Source organism: Microbacterium sp. WCS2018Hpa-23 (genome assembly GCF_031843845.1).
Classification (GTDB): Bacteria; Actinomycetota; Actinomycetes; order Actinomycetales; family Microbacteriaceae; genus Microbacterium.
On record NZ_JAVTIZ010000001.1, the window covers coordinates 340908 to 359753 of the forward strand.

The window sequence follows — 18846 nt, forward strand, 5'->3', positions numbered from 1 at the left end:
CCGTCGTCGGTACGCTCGGAGGATGGCCACCGCTCGTTCCCCTCGCTTCGCAGGTCCCGCCGACCTGCACATGCACTCCAACCAGTCCGACGGCACCGAGTCGCCGGCTGAGGTGGTGCGCCAGGCGCAGAGGTTCGGGGTGCGCACGATGGCGTTGACCGATCATGATCGGACGACCGGGTGGGATGAAGCGGCGGCGACCACTGCCGAACTCGGAATGACGTTCATCCCCGGCATGGAGCTGTCGGCGAAGCACGAGTGGCGCAGCGTCCACGTGCTCGGGTACCTCTTCGACCCGCTCGACGAAGCACTCAGGGCAGAGACCGACCGGATCCGCGGCGACCGGATCGGGCGCGCCGAGCGGATCGTCCGCAGCATCGGCCGTGACTACGACCTCAGCTGGGAAGACGTCCTCGCGCAGACCACCCTCGACGCGACCGTCGGACGCCCGCACATCGCAGACGCCCTGGTCGCGCGCGGCATCGTCAGAGACCGCACGGAGGCCTTCGACGGCATCCTGCACCCGCGCGAGGGCTACTACGAGCCTCACTACGCTCCCGACCCGCTCACGGCGGTGCGTCTCATCACGGATGCCGGGGGAGTCGCGATCATCGCGCACCCCGTCACGGTCGGACGCGATCGGATGATGCCGGTGCCGTTCATCGAGAAGCTGATCGCCGCTGGCCTCGGTGGCTTCGAGATCGACCACCGTGAGAACACCGAATCCGGCAAGAAGACGTTGCGCGCGATCGTCGAGAAGCACGATCTGATCGTGACAGGTTCGAGCGACTACCACGGCACAGGCAAACCCAACCTGCCGGGGGAGAACACGACATCGGACGAGATGGTGGCCCGGCTCATCGATCGAGCGACGGGTACTGCGCCGCGCTACGCCTGAGCACGAAGGGCGCGGTGCCGCGACCTCGGGGAGACGACTCTCAGAGAGACGACAGAGGGGGCGGACGCCGCTGATGCGGCATCCGCCCCCCTCTGAGGTCGATCAGGTCGAGACGATCAGGCTCCGACGACCGGGGCTGCACCCGCGCCGCCCGAGCCGCCGCGGCGACGGCGGCGACGACGTGCCGGGGCGGGCTTGCCGTCGTGGTGCTCCTTGCCTGCGCCGTCGTGGGTGCCGGCGCCTTCGGCGCTGCGGTCACCCGACGCAGCGGACTGCGAGTCGCCAGACGCCGAGTCGGTGGTGCCCTCTGCGAACGTCGAACCCACCGGGTTCGAGCCTCCGCGGCGGCGGCGGCGACGACGGGTGCCGCCCTCTTCCGTTCCCTCGGCGGCGGCATCCGCCGCGCGCTCGGGACGAGGCGTGCGCTCGGTCTTCACCGACTGCGTCTTCGGGGCCGAGACGAGGCGGCCCTTGGTGCCGGCCGGGATATCGAGGTCCTCGAACAGGTGCGGGCTCGACGAGTAGGTCTCGACGGGGTCGGGCTGTCCGAACTCGAGGGCGCGGTTGATCAGCGCCCACTTGTGCAGATCTTCCCAGTCGACGAAGGTCACGGCGATGCCGGTCTTGCCCGCGCGGCCGGTACGACCGGCGCGGTGCAGGTACGTCTTGTCCTCATCCGGGATGGTGTGGTTGATCACGTGCGTGACGTCGTCGACGTCGATGCCTCGTGCGGCGACATCGGTCGCGACGAGAACATCGCGCTTTCCCGCCTTGAACGCGGCCATCGAGCGCTCGCGCTGGTCCTGGCCCATGTCGCCGTGAACACCGCCGACGTTGAAGCCGCGATCGCCGAGCTCGTCGACGAGACGCTGCGCCGCACGCTTGGTGCGGGTGAAGATCACGGTCTTGCCGCGGCCCTCTGCCTGCAGGATGCGGGCGATGATCTCGTCCTTGTCGAGCGAGTGCGCGCGGTAGACGAGGTGCTTGATGTTGGCCTGCGTGAGGCCCTCGTCGGGGTCGTTGGCCCGGATGTGGATCGGGTTCGACATGAATCGGCGGGCGAGCGCGACGATCGGGCCGGGCATGGTCGCCGAGAAGAGCTGCGTGTGCCGCACGGCGGGCACGCGCTGGAAGATCTTCTCGATGTCGGCCAGGAAGCCGAGGTCGAGCATCTTGTCTGCCTCGTCGAGCACGACCTCGGTCGCGTTCGAGAGGTCGAGCAGGCGCTGGCCCGCGAGGTCGATGAGACGACCGGGCGTGCCGACGACGATCTGGGCTCCGGCCTTGAGCTGGTCGATCTGACCCTCATAGGCCTTGCCGCCGTAGATCGCGACCACGCTGGTCGAGCGGTTGCTGGTGAGCAGGTCGATGTCCTCGTACACCTGCACCGCGAGCTCGCGAGTGGGAACCACGATCAGCGCCTTGACGCCGTGCTCGGGGTTGAGGCCCAGTCGCTGCACGACGGGGATGCCGAAGCCGAAGGTCTTTCCGGTTCCGGTCTTGGCCTGGCCGATGATGTCCTGGCCGGGAAGACCGAGGGGGATGGTCTGCTCCTGGATCGGGAACGCGTCGACGATGCCCTTGGAGGCGAGTGCGTCGACGATGTCCTGATCGATTCCGAGATCAGCGAAGGTTGTCAATGTTCAGATGCCTGTCCGGCGACCTGCGAGGATCGCCATGTTTCACGGATCCACGCCGTCTCATGTGCCACAGGCGCGGGCCCCGCTCCGACGGCGGGGACAGCACCAGCCTACCCGAGGGGGTGGTGGCGCCCGGAAGTACCGCGTCGCCCGAGTATTGTGAACCCCGTGGTGAACTGGTTCTGGAAGCGTAGGACGCCCCGGCGCACGATGACGTTGCGCAGTCGCGGCGAGCAGAGCGCATCGACGCGCGTCGACTTCGCCGAACTCGCCCCTGAGCTCACCCGGTTCCTCGGACAGGCGGCGTATCTGCAGCTCGGCTACTTCGAGACGCTGACCCGTCTGATCAGAGCGACCCCGGAGCTGTCCGAGAAGGAGTCGCTGTCCCGCGCCGCCGGCGCGGCGCTGACGAAGCACAGGGCGATCGTCGATCTGATCGCCGAGCGCGGGGACGATCCCACGCAGCTGATGCTCCCGTTCCGGGAGAACCTCGACGCGTTCCGCCGAAAGACGATAGGCGCCCGCCCGCGCGAGACCCTCCTCGCCGTCTACATCACGGCGGGGATGCTCGACGACTTCTACTTCGCGCTCGCGTCGAGCTATGGCGACACGGGCGAACGGGTGGCGGAGATCCTCAGCGAGGACGATGCTCGACACGAGATCGTCGCGATCATCCAGGAGACGATCGACGGTGACGGAGAGTGGCGCTCGCTGCTCTCGATGTGGGCTCGTCGTCTGGTCGGCGACACGATCCTCGTCTGTCGGTCGGCTCTGCGTCAGCCCGAGCTCGCCGCCATGAGCGAAGACCGCGTCGAGCTGGTCTACACCGAGCTCATGGGCGCCCATGCCCGCCGCATGGACGCGATGGGCCTGGCCTCTTAGACCACGGCCTCCTGCGCACGCATCCGCTCGAGGCGCCGCGTCAGGCGCCAGGCGATTACAGCCGGGATCGCTCCGATCACGCCGAACGAGATGTCGATCAGCTGCCAGCCGAGCGGAATGCCGCGGATGCTGCCGGCGATGAGGGCGAGCGGGACGATCCCGATACAGGCGATCACCCCGAACTGGATCACCCAGATGTTGCGCACCGGATCGACCAGCGGGCCGATGAACACGACGGCGATCACCAGGTGCGCGAAGGCGAGCCAGTCCGTGCCGTAGGCGATGAACGGGTATCGGGCGTCCACATCGGTCAGAGCATCCGCCACGCGGTCGACCCAGCCGACCGCGTCAGGGAACCAGGTTGCGACGGGACTGTCGTGCAGGAGGTTCGACGCAAAGCCGAGCTCGAGGCGCAGCGGAAAGGCCGTGACGCCGCTCACCAGGAGACCGATCATGAGCACGACGATGCTGATGCGGATCCACCGCAGAGTGCGACGCTCGTCCACGAGCTGTCAGATGCCGAGTGCGGCCTTGGCCGTGGCGTCCGAGCGGCGACGGAACGCGACGATCGCGACGGTCAGCGCAGCGGCCACGACGGCCGCGCCCAGAACGCTGGCGAGCCAGAGCCAGACGCTGTCCTCGCCGACACCCAGCCACTGCAGCCCGGTGTAGACGACGGCGGCCAGAGCCGTGGCGATCGCGGGCGTCAGTGCGACTCCGCGCAGTTCTCGGCCACCGATCATGAAGTGGGCGGCGATGCCGAGCGCGCACGCCCCGATGAGTGCGAGAAGGATGTACATCGCGGTGTCAGGCGAAGAATCCGACGCGACGGGACTCCTCGGTGCCCAGCTCGATGTACGCGAGGTTCGCGGTGGGAACCAGGTACGAGTTCCCCTTGACATCCGAGAAGTTCAGGTGCGAGGTGCTCTGCTCGAGGGCCGAGGCGACCTGCGTGCGGACCTCGTCCGTGCTCGATGCGGTCTCGAAGCTGAGCTCGCGGCCGGTGTTGATGATGCCGATGCGGATTTCCACGCGTACTCCTGTTTTCCAGTCGACGATGCTGTGGTCGAGTCGACCACGGAGGTCGACGACTGCGCCCAACTCTACCGGGCGGCGACGCCCTCGGATCGGCCGAGCGGCCGGTTTCGCCGTGAGCGCACAGCACGCGCGGCACCGCCCGGCCGATGATGTCCGTGCGCCCCAGTAGCGTGGAGGACATGACAGAGGATGCCGCGCAGAACGCCGTGATCGGCGCTGACGTCACGGCATCCGGGGTCATCATCGGCGCACCGGGAACGGGCAAGACCCGCACCCTCACCGAGCACGTCGTGCATCTGCTCGACTCCCGCGGGGTCCGTCCCGAAGAGCTCCTCGTGCTCACGCCCAGCAGGCAGGCCGCGACGGCTCTGCGCGACCGGATCGGCGTACGGATCGGTCAGGCGACCCCCGGCCCGCTCGCCCGCTCCCTCGGGTCGTTCGCCTTCCAGGTCGTGCGTGGAGCGATGGTCCGTGCAGGAGCCGAACCTCCGGCGCTGCTGACCGGTGCCGATCAGGACCGCATCATCGCCGAGCTGCTCGCGGGCGATGCCGAAGACGAGGGCATCGCCTGGCCGGAGGCACTCAGTCCGTCGGTCCGCGCCTCCAAGGGGTTCCGCTCCGAGCTCCGGGCCTTCCTCGCGGAGTGCGTCGAACTCGGCGCACAGCCGTCCGAGCTCCGGGCGGCGGGCGATCCCGCGTGGGCTGCGGTCGCCGACTTCCTCGTCGAGTACCGGGCGGTTCTCGATCTGGCGCGCGCATCGCATCGGGACGCCGCCGACCTGCTCGCCGAGGCCAGTGCGGTCCTGCGTACGGCGGATGCTGCGGACCTCGGCCCTCTCGCGCACCTCAGAGCCGTCCTGATCGACGATGCCCAGGAGCTCACCAGGGGCGGCATCGCGGTGGTCGAATCCCTCCGGGCCCGCGGTATCGCCGTTCTCGCCTTCGGTGATCCCGACATCTCGTCCGGTGCCTTCCGAGGGGCGAGCCCAGAACTGTTCGCCCGGCTCGCGACCGAGCTCGGCGACGTGCACGTCCTCGACGGTCCGCACAGGCAGGCCGCAGCACTCACCGCACTGACGCGGACGGTCACGCAGGCGATCGGCGTATCCGGTCGTGTCGACCATCGGCGTGCCCCGGTCCCTGCCGAGGCGGAGGAGCGCGGAGCGACAGCCGCCGTGAGCACCTTCGTGGCGCCGTCGCCCCATGAGGAGCTCGATCGCATAGCGGGCGTGATGCGCGAATGGCACCTGACGCACGATGTCCCGTGGGACAGGATGGCGGTCATCGCACACGACACCCGCCAGGTGACCCAGCTCGAGACCGAGCTGGCGGCCCGCGAGATCCCGACGCGCGCCGCCGGTGTGCAGCGCCCGCTCGGCAGCGAGTCGATCGTTCGCGACATAGTCGGCATCGTGCGGCTGGCCCTCACCACACCCGACGAGCGCTCCTCTCAGGACTGGGAGGAGTCGCTGCGCACTCCGTTCGGCGGGATGGATGCCATCGGACTGCGCCGGCTCCGGGCACGCCTGCGCCACATCGAGCTCGAGCACGGCGGCTCCACCCCGGCGCGAGAGCTGCTGCGTCAAGCGCTGACCTCGCCCGCCCACCTCGACCTGATCGACTCGCAGGAGTCCCGCAGGGCTGCGCGCTTCGCGCAGACGGTCGCCGAGGTGGCCGATGGGGCCACAGCGGGCGAGACGATCCACGACCTCCTCTGGCGAGTGTGGGATCAGTCCCGTGCGGTCGACGGCCGAAAGCTGCAGGTCGCCTGGCGGGAGATGTCGCTGCAGGCGAGCGGGTCCGAGACCGCGAGGGCGCTCGACGCGCTGGTATCCCTGTTCGGCGCCGCGAAGCGGTTCGTCGAGCGGACCCCGAACGAGAAGCCGGAGGTGTTCGTCCGCGACATCCTCGACAGCGAGGTGCCTGAGGACTCCCTCTCAAGCCCCGATCGACCGGGACGGGTAACTCTGCTCACTCCGGCGACGGCTCTCGGCACCGAGTTCGACGCAGTGGTGGTCGCAGGGATGCAGGACGGCGTCTGGCCCAACGTCCGGCTCCGCGGAGGAATGCTGCAGACCTGGAGGCTTGCTGACGCACTGCTCGCGACCCGCACGGGAACGGCCGAGCAGCCTCCCGATGTGCTCGATCGTCGTCGAGGCGCGCTGCACGACGAGCTGCGACTCTTCGTACGAGCGATCTCGCGGGCTCGTCGTCGACTTCTGATCACCGCCGTCGACGACGACGACATGACGCCGAGCCCGTTCTTCGCCTTCCTCCCGGTGCCTGATCCGCCCGAGATGCACGCATCGGCCGAACATCCCCTCACTCTGCGCGGGCTCGTCGCCCGCCACCGTCGCGTGCTGACGTCGTCGACCTCCGCGACCGCGCGAGAGCATGCGGCCTCCCAGCTGGCAGTGCTCGCGAACGAGCGCGTGCCCGGTGCGAATCCTGCCGAGTGGTACGGCGTGACACCGCCGTCGACGGATGCACCCCTGCATGATCTCGCCGTCGAAGCCGCGCGGGTGTCACCCTCGCGGATGGAGTCCTTCGAGGAGTGCGAGCTGAACTGGGCCGTGTCCGCACTCGGGGGCGACACGGTGATGCCGCCCTCTGCGGGTATCGGAACGATCATCCACGAGGCGATGGAGCAAGTGCCCGACGGTGAACTGGAGCGCCTGCGCGACGTCCTCGCCGAGCATTGGCCGGAGCTCGACTTCGAGACGGCGTGGATCGGACGAAAAGAGCGCCGCCGGGCCGATCTCTACATCGATCGGCTGCACAGCTACCTCTCGGACGTCGCAGCGGACGGGGGCCGCGTGATCGCCGGTGAGGTCGAGTTCCGCTTCGCCGTCGACATCCCCGAGCAATCTGGCGCGGTGCCCACCGCGCGCGCGGCGAGCACCGAGGCGGAGACCCACCCTCACGAAGCGATCGTGCACGGCTTCATCGACAGAGTCGAGGCATACCCGCCCGGCGGCGGCGAGCACGCGAAGGCCCGAGGCCAGAAGTGGACGCGCATGGCGGACGCTCAGAACGGAGAGCGCGTCGTGGTCGTCGATCTGAAGACGGGCAAGTACGAGCCTGAGAGCGAGCAGAAGGTCGCAGACCATGCCCAGCTCGCGGCCTACCAGGTGGCCGTGCAGGAGGGACTCATCGCAGGCGCGGACCCGGCGGCGCTCGTCGGAGCGCGCCTCGTCCTCGTGGCCAAGACACTGGCAGGCAGCGACTTCCGCGTCGCGCACCAGCACACTCTCGCCGGAGAGGAACGGGTGCAGTTCCTCGGCCGGATCGCGGAGGCTGCTCGAGGCATGTCCGCGTCGAGCTTCACCGCACACGTCGAGTCGCACTGCGCAGACACGCAATGGCGTGTCCAGCCGTGCCGTATCCACACCGTCGCCGCGGTGAGCGCATGACCGCGTGGACCGGGGCGGGGAACGGCATCTCCGCCCTCGACGTCGCCGCAGCACTCGGGCTCCCGGCGCCGACCGAGGCGCAGCAGCGGGTGATCGAATCACCGCCCGCGCCCGCGCTCGTCGTCGCAGGGGCGGGGAGCGGCAAGACCGAGACCATGTCCGGACGAGTCGTCTGGCTCGTGGCGAACGGACACGTGCGGCGCGATGAGATCCTCGGGCTGACCTTCACCCGCAAGGCCGCCGGCGAGCTCGCGGAGCGGATCGGTGCCAGGCTCGCCCTCATCGACGAGTACGGCAGGCGAGGGCTCCTGCCGCATCTGCCGGAGATCGTGGCGAGCGGCGCGCTCGATCGTGTGTCCAGAGCGGCGAACGTCCGTCAGCGGGAGGTCGTCAGATCGCAGGTGCTCGACGAGCTCGCAGAACGCTACGGGACCGCGGGAGACGTGACCCCGCCCGCGGTCGAGGATCTGCTGATCCGCCCCAAGGTCTCGACGTACAACGCTTTCGCGGACGGCATCGTTCGGGAGCATGCGGCACGGATCGGCCGCGACTCCGACGTCGCCATGCTCAGCCAAGCCGCGTCGTGGATGCTGGCACGGGACATCGTTCTCCGCGCCGACCTGCCAGAGCTCGAAGAGATCGACCGATCGGTGGCCGGCGTCGTCGACGCGGTCCAGCGGCTGGCCGGCGACTCTCTCGACCACCGAGCGGACCTGGATCGTGCGGATCGCATCGCGCTGCGTCAGGCCGACGCGTTCGACCCGTACCGGAGCAACGCCGACATCTCGACCGTCACGGCGAACCTGCGCGCCCTTCCCGCGCTCTCGGTCCTGGTGCGCGAGTACATCGCCGAGAAGGAGCGCCGCGGCGTGCTGGACTTCGCCGATCAGGTCAGCGGCGCCTACGACATCGTCGAATCATCGCCCGATGTGCGCGACGAACTGCGACAGCAGCATCGTGTGGTGCTCCTGGACGAGTACCAGGACACCTCGGTGATCCAGACGCAGTTCCTCGCCCGACTGTTCCGCGACTCCGCCGTGATGGCTGTGGGCGACCCACACCAGTCGATCTACGGATGGCGAGGTGCCAGTGCAGACAACCTGCACGCCTTCGCGCGGACGTTCTCTGAGAAGGAGTCGGTCGGGAACTACAGCCTGATGACGAGCTGGCGCAATGACCGGAGCATCCTCGGGATCGCGAATCGGATCCTCGGTCCGCTGCGCCGGCCTGGACTGGACGTGCCACCGCTCGAGGCTCGCCCAGGCGCGGGTGAGGGTGCGGTGGAGATCCGGTTCCCGCTCACGGTCGACGACGAGGCACGTGAGGTCGCCGAGTGGTTCGCAGCGCGTCGCGCGGCGCATGGCGACGGTGCGAAGCCACACACCGGAGCCATCCTGTTCCGATCGAAGCGACACATGCAGACGTTCGCGGCGGCGCTCGCCGCGCAGGGGATCCCGCACCGGATTCTCGGGCTCGGCGGACTTCTCGCGACCCCCGAGGTCGTCGACGTCGTCTCGACGCTGCGGGTGCTTCACGACCCCACCGCCGGCTCTGCGCTGATCAGACTCCTCGTCGGGCCCCGATTCGCGGTCGGGATCGCCGACATGGCCGCCCTCCAAGACCTCGCTGCCGAACTGTCGAGGCGGGACAGCGGGCTGCTGCCTCTGGACGATGAGCTCCGGCAGCGCATTCGCGCCTCACGCGGTGCCGACGAGGCGCTCTCGATCGTCGACGCCGTCGACGTGCTCCGCGGTCTCAGCGATGACTACCGCCTTCTGGCACGGATCACTCCCGAGGGCCGGGCCCGGATACGCGCGGCGGGGGAGATGCTCGAACGCCTCCGTCGAGCCTCGTCGCTTCCGCTTCCCGACGTCCTGAGACTCATCGAACTCGAGCTGCGTCTCGACATCGAGCTCGCCGCGAACGAGACGAGGGGCCCCGCGCGGATCGCGGCGACTCAGCTGCGGGCGTTCACCGACGAGGTGCGTACCTTCCTCGCAGCCGACGAGCGGGGAACGATCTCCAGCCTCCTGGCGTGGCTCGACAAGGCCGAGAGCACCGATGAACTGGTGCCGCGACCCGAGCCGCCCGAGCCCGGCGTGGTCCAGCTGCTCACGATCCACGGATCCAAGGGCCTCGAATGGGATGCCGTCGCTGTCGTCCGCTTGGTCGAGGGTGAGCTGCCGTCGCGTCCGACCGACACGGCGGGCTGGTTCGGCTTCGGGGTGCTGCCGTTCGCTCTGCGCGGTGACAGCGCGGCGCTGCCGACCTTCACCTGGATCCCGCCCTCCGATGAGGAGCTCGACCCGGCCAAGCGGCTGAAGGCCGGGATCGCATCGCTCACGAGCAAGAGCAAGACGGCGCCGGGCGCACTCACGGTGTTCAAGGACTCGTACCGCGAGTACCAGCAAGAAGAGGAGCGGCGGCTCGCCTACGTCGCCGTCACCAGAGCACGCAGCGATCTGCTCCTGACCGGCGCTCACTGGGCGGGGCAGAAGCAGCCGAAGGCGCCGAGTCCGTACCTGCTCGAGGCGATCGAGGCGAGCGGCGCGCGGACGATCGACGACGTCGACCCTGACCTCAATCCCTACGACGGCCCCGGCGCGACCCTCTCCTGGCCCATCGATCCGCTCGGTGCGCGACGAGCGGTGGTCGAGAAGGCCGCAGAATCGGTTCGTGCAGCTGCCGAGAGTGACCCGGTGGCTTCTCCCGAGTTGACTCGGTTGCTGGCAGAACGGGCGGCGAGGTTGCGGGGGACGGACGCATCGCCCCCCACTCGCGTGCCCGCCTCCCGTTTCAAGGACTACGTCACGGACTTCGGCGGCACGCTGTCATCGATCGTGCGACCGATGCCCGAGCGGCCGTATCGCCAGACCCGACTGGGCACACTGTTCCATGCCTGGGTGGAGCGGCGCAGTGAACTCGTGGGTGTCGGGCATCGCGTCGATGAGGCCCTCTGGGAGATCGATGAGGACGACCCCGCGTTCGGAGCGGAGGGCAGCGGCGCGGAGGTCTCCCCGGCTGACGCCGAAGATCTCGGCGGTCTCCAGCAGATCTTCGAGCGCAGCGAATGGGGTGGACTGAAGCCGATCGCGGTCGAGATCGAGATCGACTTCGCCCTGGGCGGCGGCACGAGTTCGGGCGAGGGGCACATCGTCATCTGCAAGCTCGATGCGGTGTACCGGCGAGAAGACCGAGGCGGTCGCATCGAGATCGTCGACTGGAAGACGGGCAAGGCTCCCCGCACGGCGCAGGAGCGAGAAGAGCGGATGCTGCAGCTCGCGCTCTACCGCCTCGCGTATCACCGACGTTTCGGAGTGCCGCTCGACGACATCGACGTCGCGCTGTACTACGTCGCGGACGACCTCGTCATCCGAGGTGACCGGGTCTACTCCGAGTCGGAGCTCTTCCAGCGCTGGAGCGCCGCCCGCGCTGCGCGCTGAGCCTCGTCCTCCGGCGAGCCGCCGTCGGTCGTTCCTGCGCGCTGCGCGTCGCGATCCCGGTCGCGGTCGTCGTCACGTCCATCCGTCGCACGGTCGGCTGACGAGCGGTCGGCTGACGAGCGGTCGGCTGAGACTGCCGAGCGCACCGACGTGAGATCCTCCGTCTCGAGCCCACCCACCTGCAGTCGATGCGCGGCATCCACGGCGGCGTCACTGAGATCGCTCGTGCTGTCGCCGTCGGCATCCTCATCGCGCCACAGCTCGTTGGGGTTGTATGCGTCGGTCTGCATCGACGTGTCGACGCCCGAGAGCGTGCTCGCGGGCACGCGGTCGAGAGCATCCAGGGCCGAATCGACTCCTTCGCTGCGCGAGGCGATGACTCCCAGGTCATCGTCGTGCAGTCCATCGGCGAGTGCCTCGAGCAGAGCTGCGGCGTCATCGACGATGTCGGGTCGGCGCAGCGAATCGCCGTGCACCAGCCAGCGCGCGAACTCGAGCTCCGCGAGCAGCCGGGCACGCACCTCGAGTGCAGGGTCGGGAACGCGATCCGAGGCACGCGCGTACGACGCATGCACATCAGCAGATGCATCCGGGGCGGCGGAGAGCCAGGAGAGATCGACCGCGGGGTCGCCGACGGCCAGGGAGTGCCATCCGATGAGGCCCGTGACCTCCGGCCCGAGTTCGGGGTCGTCGCGGAAGATGAACGACGTGGCCTGCACGCCGCCCAGCACGACAGTGGATTCGAAACGCCAGAGATCGTCGTCGGCGACGGCCTCACGCCATCGCACCGTGAGCCTCGCGGGCACTCGTCCGGTCGATGCGGCGGAATCCACGAGTCGGGCGAGTTCGTCGCGGCTCTCCTGCGCCGATCGCGTGATCAGACCGGCGCCGCGGACGACCGACGTGGGGAGGGAATGCACGGCGGCGATCGCCGCGCCCATCGACTCTGCGGCGCCGCGGCCGCCGGGAACCATCGCCGCCTCGATCTGGAATCCGGGCAGCAGTTCGGTCACCAGTGCGCGTGCGTCGCCCAGCCGTGTCTCGCCGATGTACTCAGGGGCTCGGAAGGGGAGCATCGCCCGTGCTCCGGCCGTGAGGGCGCGGAGAGCGAGAGCCTCGCCGGCGAGTTCACGTGCGGTCTCGTCGTCGTCGGCCACTCGGATCGCGAGTTCGCGTCCGTCGGCGAGCGAGGCCACGGCGGAGTCGAAGCGTCCGTCGCCGTCGGCGCTGAGGATGCGGGCTCCGGTGACCTCCGCGCCGGGCAGTGCGGCAGTCACCGCCGCGGCTAGAGTGAATGGAGAGCGTCCCATACCCCCAGGGTAGGTGGACGCGGGGGCGGTCCCGCTTCCGCCACGCCCGTGAGAGAGGGAGCCGATGACCGCGAAGAACACGTCCCTCGACCGAGCCGCAGACCTCAGGACCGAGCCTGGGGTCATCGACCGGCTCCGCTTCGACGAGGCCACGCAGGTCGTCGCGGTGCGGGACGGGCGGGTGCGCATCACCGGTGATGACCTCGACGGGGCCACTCTGCTCAGGGTCTCGCCGTCCGAGATCACGGACGCCGTCTGGGCGCTTCTCGGACGCGACGCCAGCGGTGTCGCCGTCCTGCTCGCCGTGCTGCCCCCCGAAGGCGACACCGTCGACACGACTCCGGACGAGACCTGGCTCGGGCTCCGCGACCTCGGCGCGCGTCTGAAGGCCGAAGACACCGAGCTCCTCATCGAAGCGCTGGCTCTCGGGGGCTGGCTGCGCGATGCGCCGTTCTGTCCCACCTGCGGTGGAGCGACGGAGCTTCGCCAGGCCGGATGGTCCAGGCACTGTCTCGTCTGCGGGCGCGAGCACTTCCCGCGCACCGACCCCGCGGTGATCGTGGCGGTCGAGAGCTCCGACGGCGAACGACTGCTGCTCGGGGCGAACGCGAACTGGGGTGGGCGGATGTACTCCTGCTTCGCCGGTTTCACCGAGGCGGGGGAGTCTCTCGAGTCCACGGTCCACCGTGAACTCGAGGAGGAGTCCGGAGTCCGGTTGGCGTCTCTCCGGTACGTGTCATCGCAGCCCTGGCCCTTCCCGCGGTCGCTGATGCTCGGCTTCCGCGCGGTGGCCGTCGACGACCACGAGCTGCGCCCGGACGGTGAGGAGATCATCGACGTGCGCTGGTTCACCCGAGACGAGATCGGGTCCGCCCTCGCCGGAGACGGTCCCGTCGGCCTGCCGGGACCTGCATCCATCGCCCGTGCCCTCATCATGTCGTGGTTCGAGGAGCGCGCGTGAGCGCGCTCGAAGCCCTCGACGATCGACAGCGCGAAGCGGCATCCGTCCTCCGAGGACCCGTCGCCGTTCTCGCCGGCGCCGGCACCGGCAAGACGAGGGTGATCACCCACCGCATCGCGCACGGCGTGGACACCGGCGCGTACTCGCCGTCGCGGGTCATGGCCGTGACCTTCACGGCCAAGGCCGCGGGTGAACTCCGAGGCCGCCTGCGTGCGCTCGGAGTCGAAGGCGTCGCCGCGCGAACCTTCCATGCGGCGGCATTGGCACAACTGAACTTCTTCTGGCCGACTCTCGCCGGTTCCCCGGCACCGTCGATCATCGACAACAAGGTGCGGATGCTCGGTCAGGCCGCCGACGCGATGCGTCTGCGGCCGAGCACCGCCACGCTTCGCGACATCGCCTCCGAGATCGAATGGCGCAAGGTCTCGATGCTCTCGGTCGAGCAGCACGCGTCACTCGGCCGTTCCATGAGCGGCATCGACACGGCGCAGCTCATGGAGCTGCAGCAGCGCTATGAGGCCTTGAAAGATGAGCGTCGTCAGCTCGACTTCGAAGACGTGCTGCTGGCGTGTGCAGGCATGCTCGAGGCGGAGCCTCGGGTCGCCGCGTCCGTGCACGAGCAGTACCGGCACTTCACGGTCGACGAGTACCAGGACGTCTCGCCCCTGCAGAACCGGCTGCTCGAGCTCTGGCTCGGGGATCGCAAGGACATCTGCGTCGTCGGTGACGCGAGCCAGACCATCTACTCGTTCGCCGGTGCGGAGCAGCGCTTCCTTCTCGAGTTCGAACGACGTCATCCGGAGGCGACGGTGGTGCGACTCGAGACCAACTATCGCTCGCAGGCTCCGATCCTCGAAGCGGCCAACGCTCTCATGAAGGGGCGGCCGGGTGCGCTGGAACTCGTCCCCGCGCGGGAGACCTTCAACGCGGATTCGCCGACCGTGACGGCCTACGACACCGAGCGGGACGAGGCGGAGGGCATCGCCGCCGCAGTATCGGCGCGGATCGAAGCCGGAGCGTCGCCCGCAGACATCGCACTGCTGTACCGCGCCCATGCCCAGTCCGCCGTGCTGCAGCAGGCGCTCGCCGCCGAGGGCATCGCGACATCGGTGCTGGGCGGCACGCGGTTCTTCGCCATGCCCGAGGTTCGGCAGGCGATCCTCGCGCTCCGGGCGGCCGCCGTGGCGCCGACCGAGCACGGATTCCTCCCCGGTGTGCAGCGGGTGTTACGAGAACTCGGACTCACCGAGGAGCCGCCGGAAGCCGGCGGAGCCCAGCGCGACGGGTGGGAGGCGAGGCGGGCGATCCTCCGGCTTGCGGAGGAAGCAGGTCCTGACGAGAACCTTCGCACCTTCAGCGACGCGCTCATGGCGCGCGCCAAAGATCAGCACGAGCCCACGATGCGCACCGTCACCCTGTCGACGCTCCATGCGGCGAAGGGTCTCGAGTGGCCGCACGTGTACCTCGCGGGATGGGCGGAGGGTGCGCTGCCGATCTCGTACGCCACCGGTTTCGAGGCGATCGACGAGGAGCGCCGTCTCGCCTACGTGGGTGTCACGCGCGCCGCGCGTACGCTCTCGCTGTCGTGGTCTCGCTCGGCGGGACGAGGAGAGCGGGCACCGTCGCGGTTCCTGGCAGAGATAGGAACGACTGCTCGCGGCACCGGCATTCTTCGTGAAACGTCAGCGAACGCCACGCGCGCCGACCGTCGCCGCTGACCTCGACGAAGGACCCGCGTGAGGTCGTCGTCGCGAGCAGACGCGCGACCAGGGTCGCAGCCTCCGCGATCCGGGCGACGCTGATCGGACCTGCTTTCTTGCCGATGAGCTGCGCGTGCATCCGCGGCCACGCCGAGTCGCGGTCGCGCTCGTGCGCATCCCGACACGTCAGACAGGGCGAGTCGCCGGGAGAGATCAATGGCCCGATCGTCGTGCGACCGCGCTCCAGCGACACGGGCAGATGGGCGATGTCCTCGCGGAGGTAGCGCGCGAAATGCAGGGCCGCGGCGGCCCCTTCGACGAGTACGACACCGATGTCGCCCGGTTCCTCACGCACGCCTGAGGCCACGCCCTCGTCGAGCAGTGCGTCGCGCATCCGATACTCGCAACGTCCGTCGAGGACGTCGATGCTCTCGACCCAGGCCGCGCGGGGTGCGGCGGAGTCCTCGACGAGCAGCGGCTCGAGGCGGGCGAGGAGCATCCGCGCGTCGGCACGGGGCGCACCCGACGCGTGTGCGATGACGTCGAAGGCCGAGCGTCGGAACCCGGCGGCCATCCGCGCGACAAGGCGCTCGACCCACGGCTCCGCCGCCGAGATGCGGAGGGTGCCCTCGATCCCGATCTGCAGGGTGTCTCCGTCGCGCCAGAGCAACGGCACGGCGGGATCCAGACGAGTGGTGATCTGAGGAGTCAGCGGAGACATCCCTCGATTCTGCGGACTCCGCAGCTCCCGATGTGGCCGTCAGCGGCATCCGTGGACAAGTCGTCGGGTGTTCTGCTCCTCGAAGGGAAACCGGCGAGCAGAACACCGTCGATCACACCGGTCGATCACACCGGTCCATCACCCAGGTCGATCACACAGGGCGGTCGCCGCCCGGACCGTCGTCGCCGTCGGGCTTCTCGCCATCAGGGGTCGGGCCGTCGGATTCCGGAGCATCCGGATCCGCGGAGTCATCCGTCTCGCGCTTCTCGCCCGAGAAATCGTCGCCGTCGAGCAGGCGGGCGAGTGCTTCGTCGAACTCGTCGGCGACGGGCTGCTCGCCACGCGCTGTCGCCTGGAGTCGCGCGACGAGCTTCGAGGGGTCGTCGATGTCGTCGGATGTCGGCATGAGGTCGGGGTAGTCCCAGAGCGCATCGCGTCCGGCGATGCCCACGGCGTCGGTGACCGCCTGCCACATGGCCGAGGCCTCGCGGAGGCGTCGCGGACGCAGCTTCAGGCCGACGAGCGCACCGAGCGCATCCTCTGCAGGCCCGCCCACCGCGCGGCGGCGGCGCGCCGCCTCGGCGATCCGGGCGCCGTCGGGAAGCCGGGAGGTCGCCTGCGCGGTGACCACATCGACCCATCCGTCGATCGTGGCGACGAGGTTCTCGAGACGTGCCAGCGCCTCGCGCTGGGCGTCTGTCTGAGTGGGGAGCAGGGCTCCGCCTTCGATCGCCGCGCGGAGCTCCTCGGGGTTCGAGGGGTCGAGTCGGCTGGCGACGTCTTCGAGGGCATCGACGTCGACCGTGACTCCGCGCGCGAAGTCGGTGATCTGCGCCATGACGTGCAGGTGCAGCCACTTGGCGTGGCGATACAGGCGTGCGTACGCCAGCTCGCGGGTCGCGAGGTACAGGGTGATCTGGTCTTCGGGGATCTCGAGCCCCTCGCCGAAGGCGGTGAGGTTCTGCGGGATCACGGCAGCGGTGCCGGCGGGGAGAACGGGGATGCCGACGTCTCCACCCGACACGACCTCGAGCGAGAGGTTGCCGAGCACCTGGCCGAACTGTGCGGCGAACACCGAGCCGCCGAGCCCGCGCATGAGCTTTCCGGCTCCCTGCACGACCTCGCGCATGTCTTCGGGCACCTGGGTGTCGAGCGCGCTGGTGAGTGCGTCGGCGATGCTCGTGGACACGGGATCGGCGATCTCCTTCCACACGGGCAGGGTCGCTTCGACCCATTCGCCCCTGGTCATCGCACGAGGAGCCTCGGCGAGCTCGGAGATGGTCGTGGCCTCGCCGAGCCAGAGGTCGGCGAGGGCGAACGAGTCGACCAGCGATGTGCGCGAGCCTTCGGTGATCCCGAGCCCGTCACGGTTCGCGATGTGCAACGCCTGACGGAGCGCGTTCTCCCACGCGTCGCCGCCGAAGGCGCCCTGGAGCTGCGACATGATCGTCTGCATCATCGCCGGGTCCAGCTGGATGCCCTCCATGCCCGCGAACGCGTTCTGCAGCGCTTCGGGGTCGATGTCGCCGGCGCCCTGGCCGGACATCATTCGTCGGAGGAATTCCTGGAAGTCCTCGGGGGTCGGGTCGTTGTCTGACATGTCGCTCGCCTCTCAGCACGCCTAAAGCCGTGGCATCTACGCTAGTCACAGGATCGGCCGCGAGACCCCGAAGCGGGCAGATCGCTGTACGCCGCCCGCGAACGACGGAGGAACACTGTGGATCGAACACGGTCTGTGAAGCTCGGGCTCGGAGTCTGGGCGCTGATCGTCGCGTTGATCGCGCTCGTCGTGCTGACCTTCCTCCCCACCCCCTACGTCATCCAGCGACCGGGCCCCGTCTACGACACCCTCGGCACAGCTGCGGGCGCGGACGGCGAGCAGGTGCCTCTCATCCAGATCGAGGGCGCCGAGACCTTCGAGACCGCGGGCACGCTCGACCTCACGACCGTCCAGGTCGTCGGCAACCGCGAGCGCACGCCGAGCTGGTTCGAGCTGGCACTCGCCTGGACGGACTCATCCCGCGCCGTCGTGCCGCTCGATTCCGTCTTCCCTGAGGGAGTCACCACCGAGCAGCGGGACGAGCGCAACGCGACCCTGATGGTCGATTCTCAGCACGAGGCGACCGCGGCGGCACTGAACGAACTCGGTTACGACACCGGCGCCGAGGTGGCGGTGGTCGACGTCGTCGACGGCGCACCCGCCGAGGGGAGCCTCGAGCCCGAGGATGTCATCACCGCGATCGACGGCACGGCGGTGACGTCGGCGAAGCAGCTGCGACAGGCGATCCAGGATGCCGGGGGAGACCCCGTCGAGCTCACCGTGCAGCGCGGGGGCGAAGAGGCGGTCGTCGAGGTGACGCCCGAGAAGCAGGTCGACGCAGGCGTGACCACCTGGCTGATCGGTGTCACCCTGCGCACCGACTACGACTTCGAGATCGACGTCACCCTGCAGCTCGACAACGTCGGCGGCCCGAGCGCGGGGATGATGTTCGCGCTCGGGATCATCGACACCCTCACCGAGGGCGAGCTCAACGGCGGCGAGAACATCGCGGGCACCGGCACGATCGAGGCCGACGGCACAGTCGGGCCGATCGGCGGCATCCGCCAGAAGCTCTACGGTGCTCGCGACGCGGGAGCCGACTACTTCCTCGCACCCAGCACGAACTGCGACGAGGTCACCGGCCACGTGCCGGACGGCCTCACCGTGATCAGCACCTCGACTCTGGAGGAATCGCTCGATGCACTCGAGGTGATCGCGAACGGCGGCGACGTGGGATCGCTCCCGACGTGCGACGTCGTGACCTCCCCGTGATAGGTATGACAGCCGCAGCACAGTAAGG

General features: G+C 69.2%; 13 protein-coding genes. 7 read left to right on the forward strand and 6 right to left on the reverse strand.

The window, feature by feature from the left end; all coding sequences use genetic code 11:
* Nucleotides 1-22 precede the first annotated feature (22 nt).
* Nucleotides 23-898, forward strand: a complete 876-nt coding sequence (locus RQG77_RS01590) for a PHP domain-containing protein (protein WP_311243129.1) — start codon at nucleotides 23-25, stop codon at nucleotides 896-898.
* A 116-nt stretch (nucleotides 899-1014) separates the two neighbouring features.
* On the opposite strand, the gene RQG77_RS01595 is transcribed toward RQG77_RS01590, so the two are convergent.
* Nucleotides 1015-2538, reverse strand: coding sequence for a DEAD/DEAH box helicase (locus RQG77_RS01595; RefSeq protein ID WP_311243130.1), 1524 nt, complete (start codon nucleotides 2536-2538; stop codon nucleotides 1015-1017).
* A gap of 168 nt (nucleotides 2539-2706) precedes the next feature.
* On the opposite strand from RQG77_RS01595, the gene RQG77_RS01600 reads away from it, so the two are divergent.
* Nucleotides 2707-3420 carry a ferritin-like fold-containing protein gene (locus tag RQG77_RS01600; protein WP_311243131.1) on the forward strand — a complete coding sequence of 238 codons (714 nt, stop codon included), beginning with the start codon at nucleotides 2707-2709 and terminating at the stop codon, nucleotides 3418-3420.
* On the opposite strand, the gene RQG77_RS01605 is transcribed toward RQG77_RS01600, so the two are convergent.
* The 3 genes from RQG77_RS01605 to RQG77_RS01615 are packed head-to-tail and all read right to left on the reverse strand — an operon-like array spanning nucleotide 3417 to nucleotide 4452.
* Entirely contained in the window at nucleotides 3417-3926 is a 510-nt protein-coding gene (locus RQG77_RS01605; RefSeq protein ID WP_311243132.1) for a hypothetical protein, read from the reverse strand. The genes RQG77_RS01600 and RQG77_RS01605 overlap by 4 nt on opposite strands.
* 6 nt (nucleotides 3927-3932) lie before the next feature.
* Complete coding sequence (locus RQG77_RS01610) at nucleotides 3933-4220, reverse strand: hypothetical protein (protein ID WP_311243133.1); 288 nt, start codon at nucleotides 4218-4220, stop codon at nucleotides 3933-3935.
* 7 nt (nucleotides 4221-4227) lie between these two features.
* Nucleotides 4228-4452: a DUF3107 domain-containing protein gene (locus tag RQG77_RS01615; RefSeq protein WP_311243134.1), complete on the reverse strand. Its 225-nt coding sequence runs from the start codon at nucleotides 4450-4452 to the stop codon at nucleotides 4228-4230.
* Nucleotides 4453-4637: 185 nt separating this feature from the next.
* Between RQG77_RS01615 and RQG77_RS01620 the strand changes: the two genes are divergently transcribed.
* Nucleotides 4638-7871 carry an ATP-dependent DNA helicase gene (locus RQG77_RS01620; RefSeq protein WP_311243135.1) on the forward strand — a complete coding sequence of 1078 codons (3234 nt, stop codon included), beginning with the start codon at nucleotides 4638-4640 and terminating at the stop codon, nucleotides 7869-7871.
* Entirely contained in the window at nucleotides 7868-11314 is a 3447-nt protein-coding gene (locus RQG77_RS01625; protein WP_311243137.1) for an ATP-dependent DNA helicase, read from the forward strand. The genes RQG77_RS01620 and RQG77_RS01625 overlap by 4 nt, the downstream gene beginning before the upstream one ends.
* Here RQG77_RS01625 and RQG77_RS01630 read toward each other — a convergent pair.
* Nucleotides 11260-12624 (reverse strand): phosphotransferase, encoded by a 1365-nt coding sequence (locus RQG77_RS01630; protein ID WP_311243138.1) that lies wholly within the window; start codon nucleotides 12622-12624, stop codon nucleotides 11260-11262. The genes RQG77_RS01625 and RQG77_RS01630 overlap by 55 nt on opposite strands.
* Nucleotides 12625-12688: 64 nt before the next feature.
* Here RQG77_RS01630 and nudC point away from each other — a divergent pair, with 64 nt between their 5' ends.
* Together nudC and RQG77_RS01640 are read left to right on the forward strand one after the other, a co-directional pair.
* Complete coding sequence (gene nudC / locus RQG77_RS01635) at nucleotides 12689-13585, forward strand: NAD(+) diphosphatase (RefSeq protein ID WP_311243139.1); 897 nt, start codon at nucleotides 12689-12691, stop codon at nucleotides 13583-13585.
* Nucleotides 13582-15303, forward strand: a complete 1722-nt coding sequence (locus RQG77_RS01640) for an ATP-dependent helicase (RefSeq protein WP_311243140.1) — start codon at nucleotides 13582-13584, stop codon at nucleotides 15301-15303. The genes nudC and RQG77_RS01640 overlap by 4 nt, the downstream gene beginning before the upstream one ends.
* 854 nt (nucleotides 15304-16157) lie before the next feature.
* On the opposite strand, the gene RQG77_RS01645 is transcribed toward RQG77_RS01640, so the two are convergent.
* On the reverse strand, nucleotides 16158-17606 hold the full coding sequence (locus RQG77_RS01645; RefSeq protein WP_311243141.1) for a zinc-dependent metalloprotease: 1449 nt from the start codon (nucleotides 17604-17606) through the stop codon (nucleotides 16158-16160).
* 117 nt (nucleotides 17607-17723) lie between these two features.
* On the opposite strand from RQG77_RS01645, the gene RQG77_RS01650 reads away from it, so the two are divergent.
* Complete coding sequence (locus tag RQG77_RS01650) at nucleotides 17724-18818, forward strand: PDZ domain-containing protein (protein WP_311243142.1); 1095 nt, start codon at nucleotides 17724-17726, stop codon at nucleotides 18816-18818.
* Nucleotides 18819-18846: the final 28 nt, after the last annotated feature.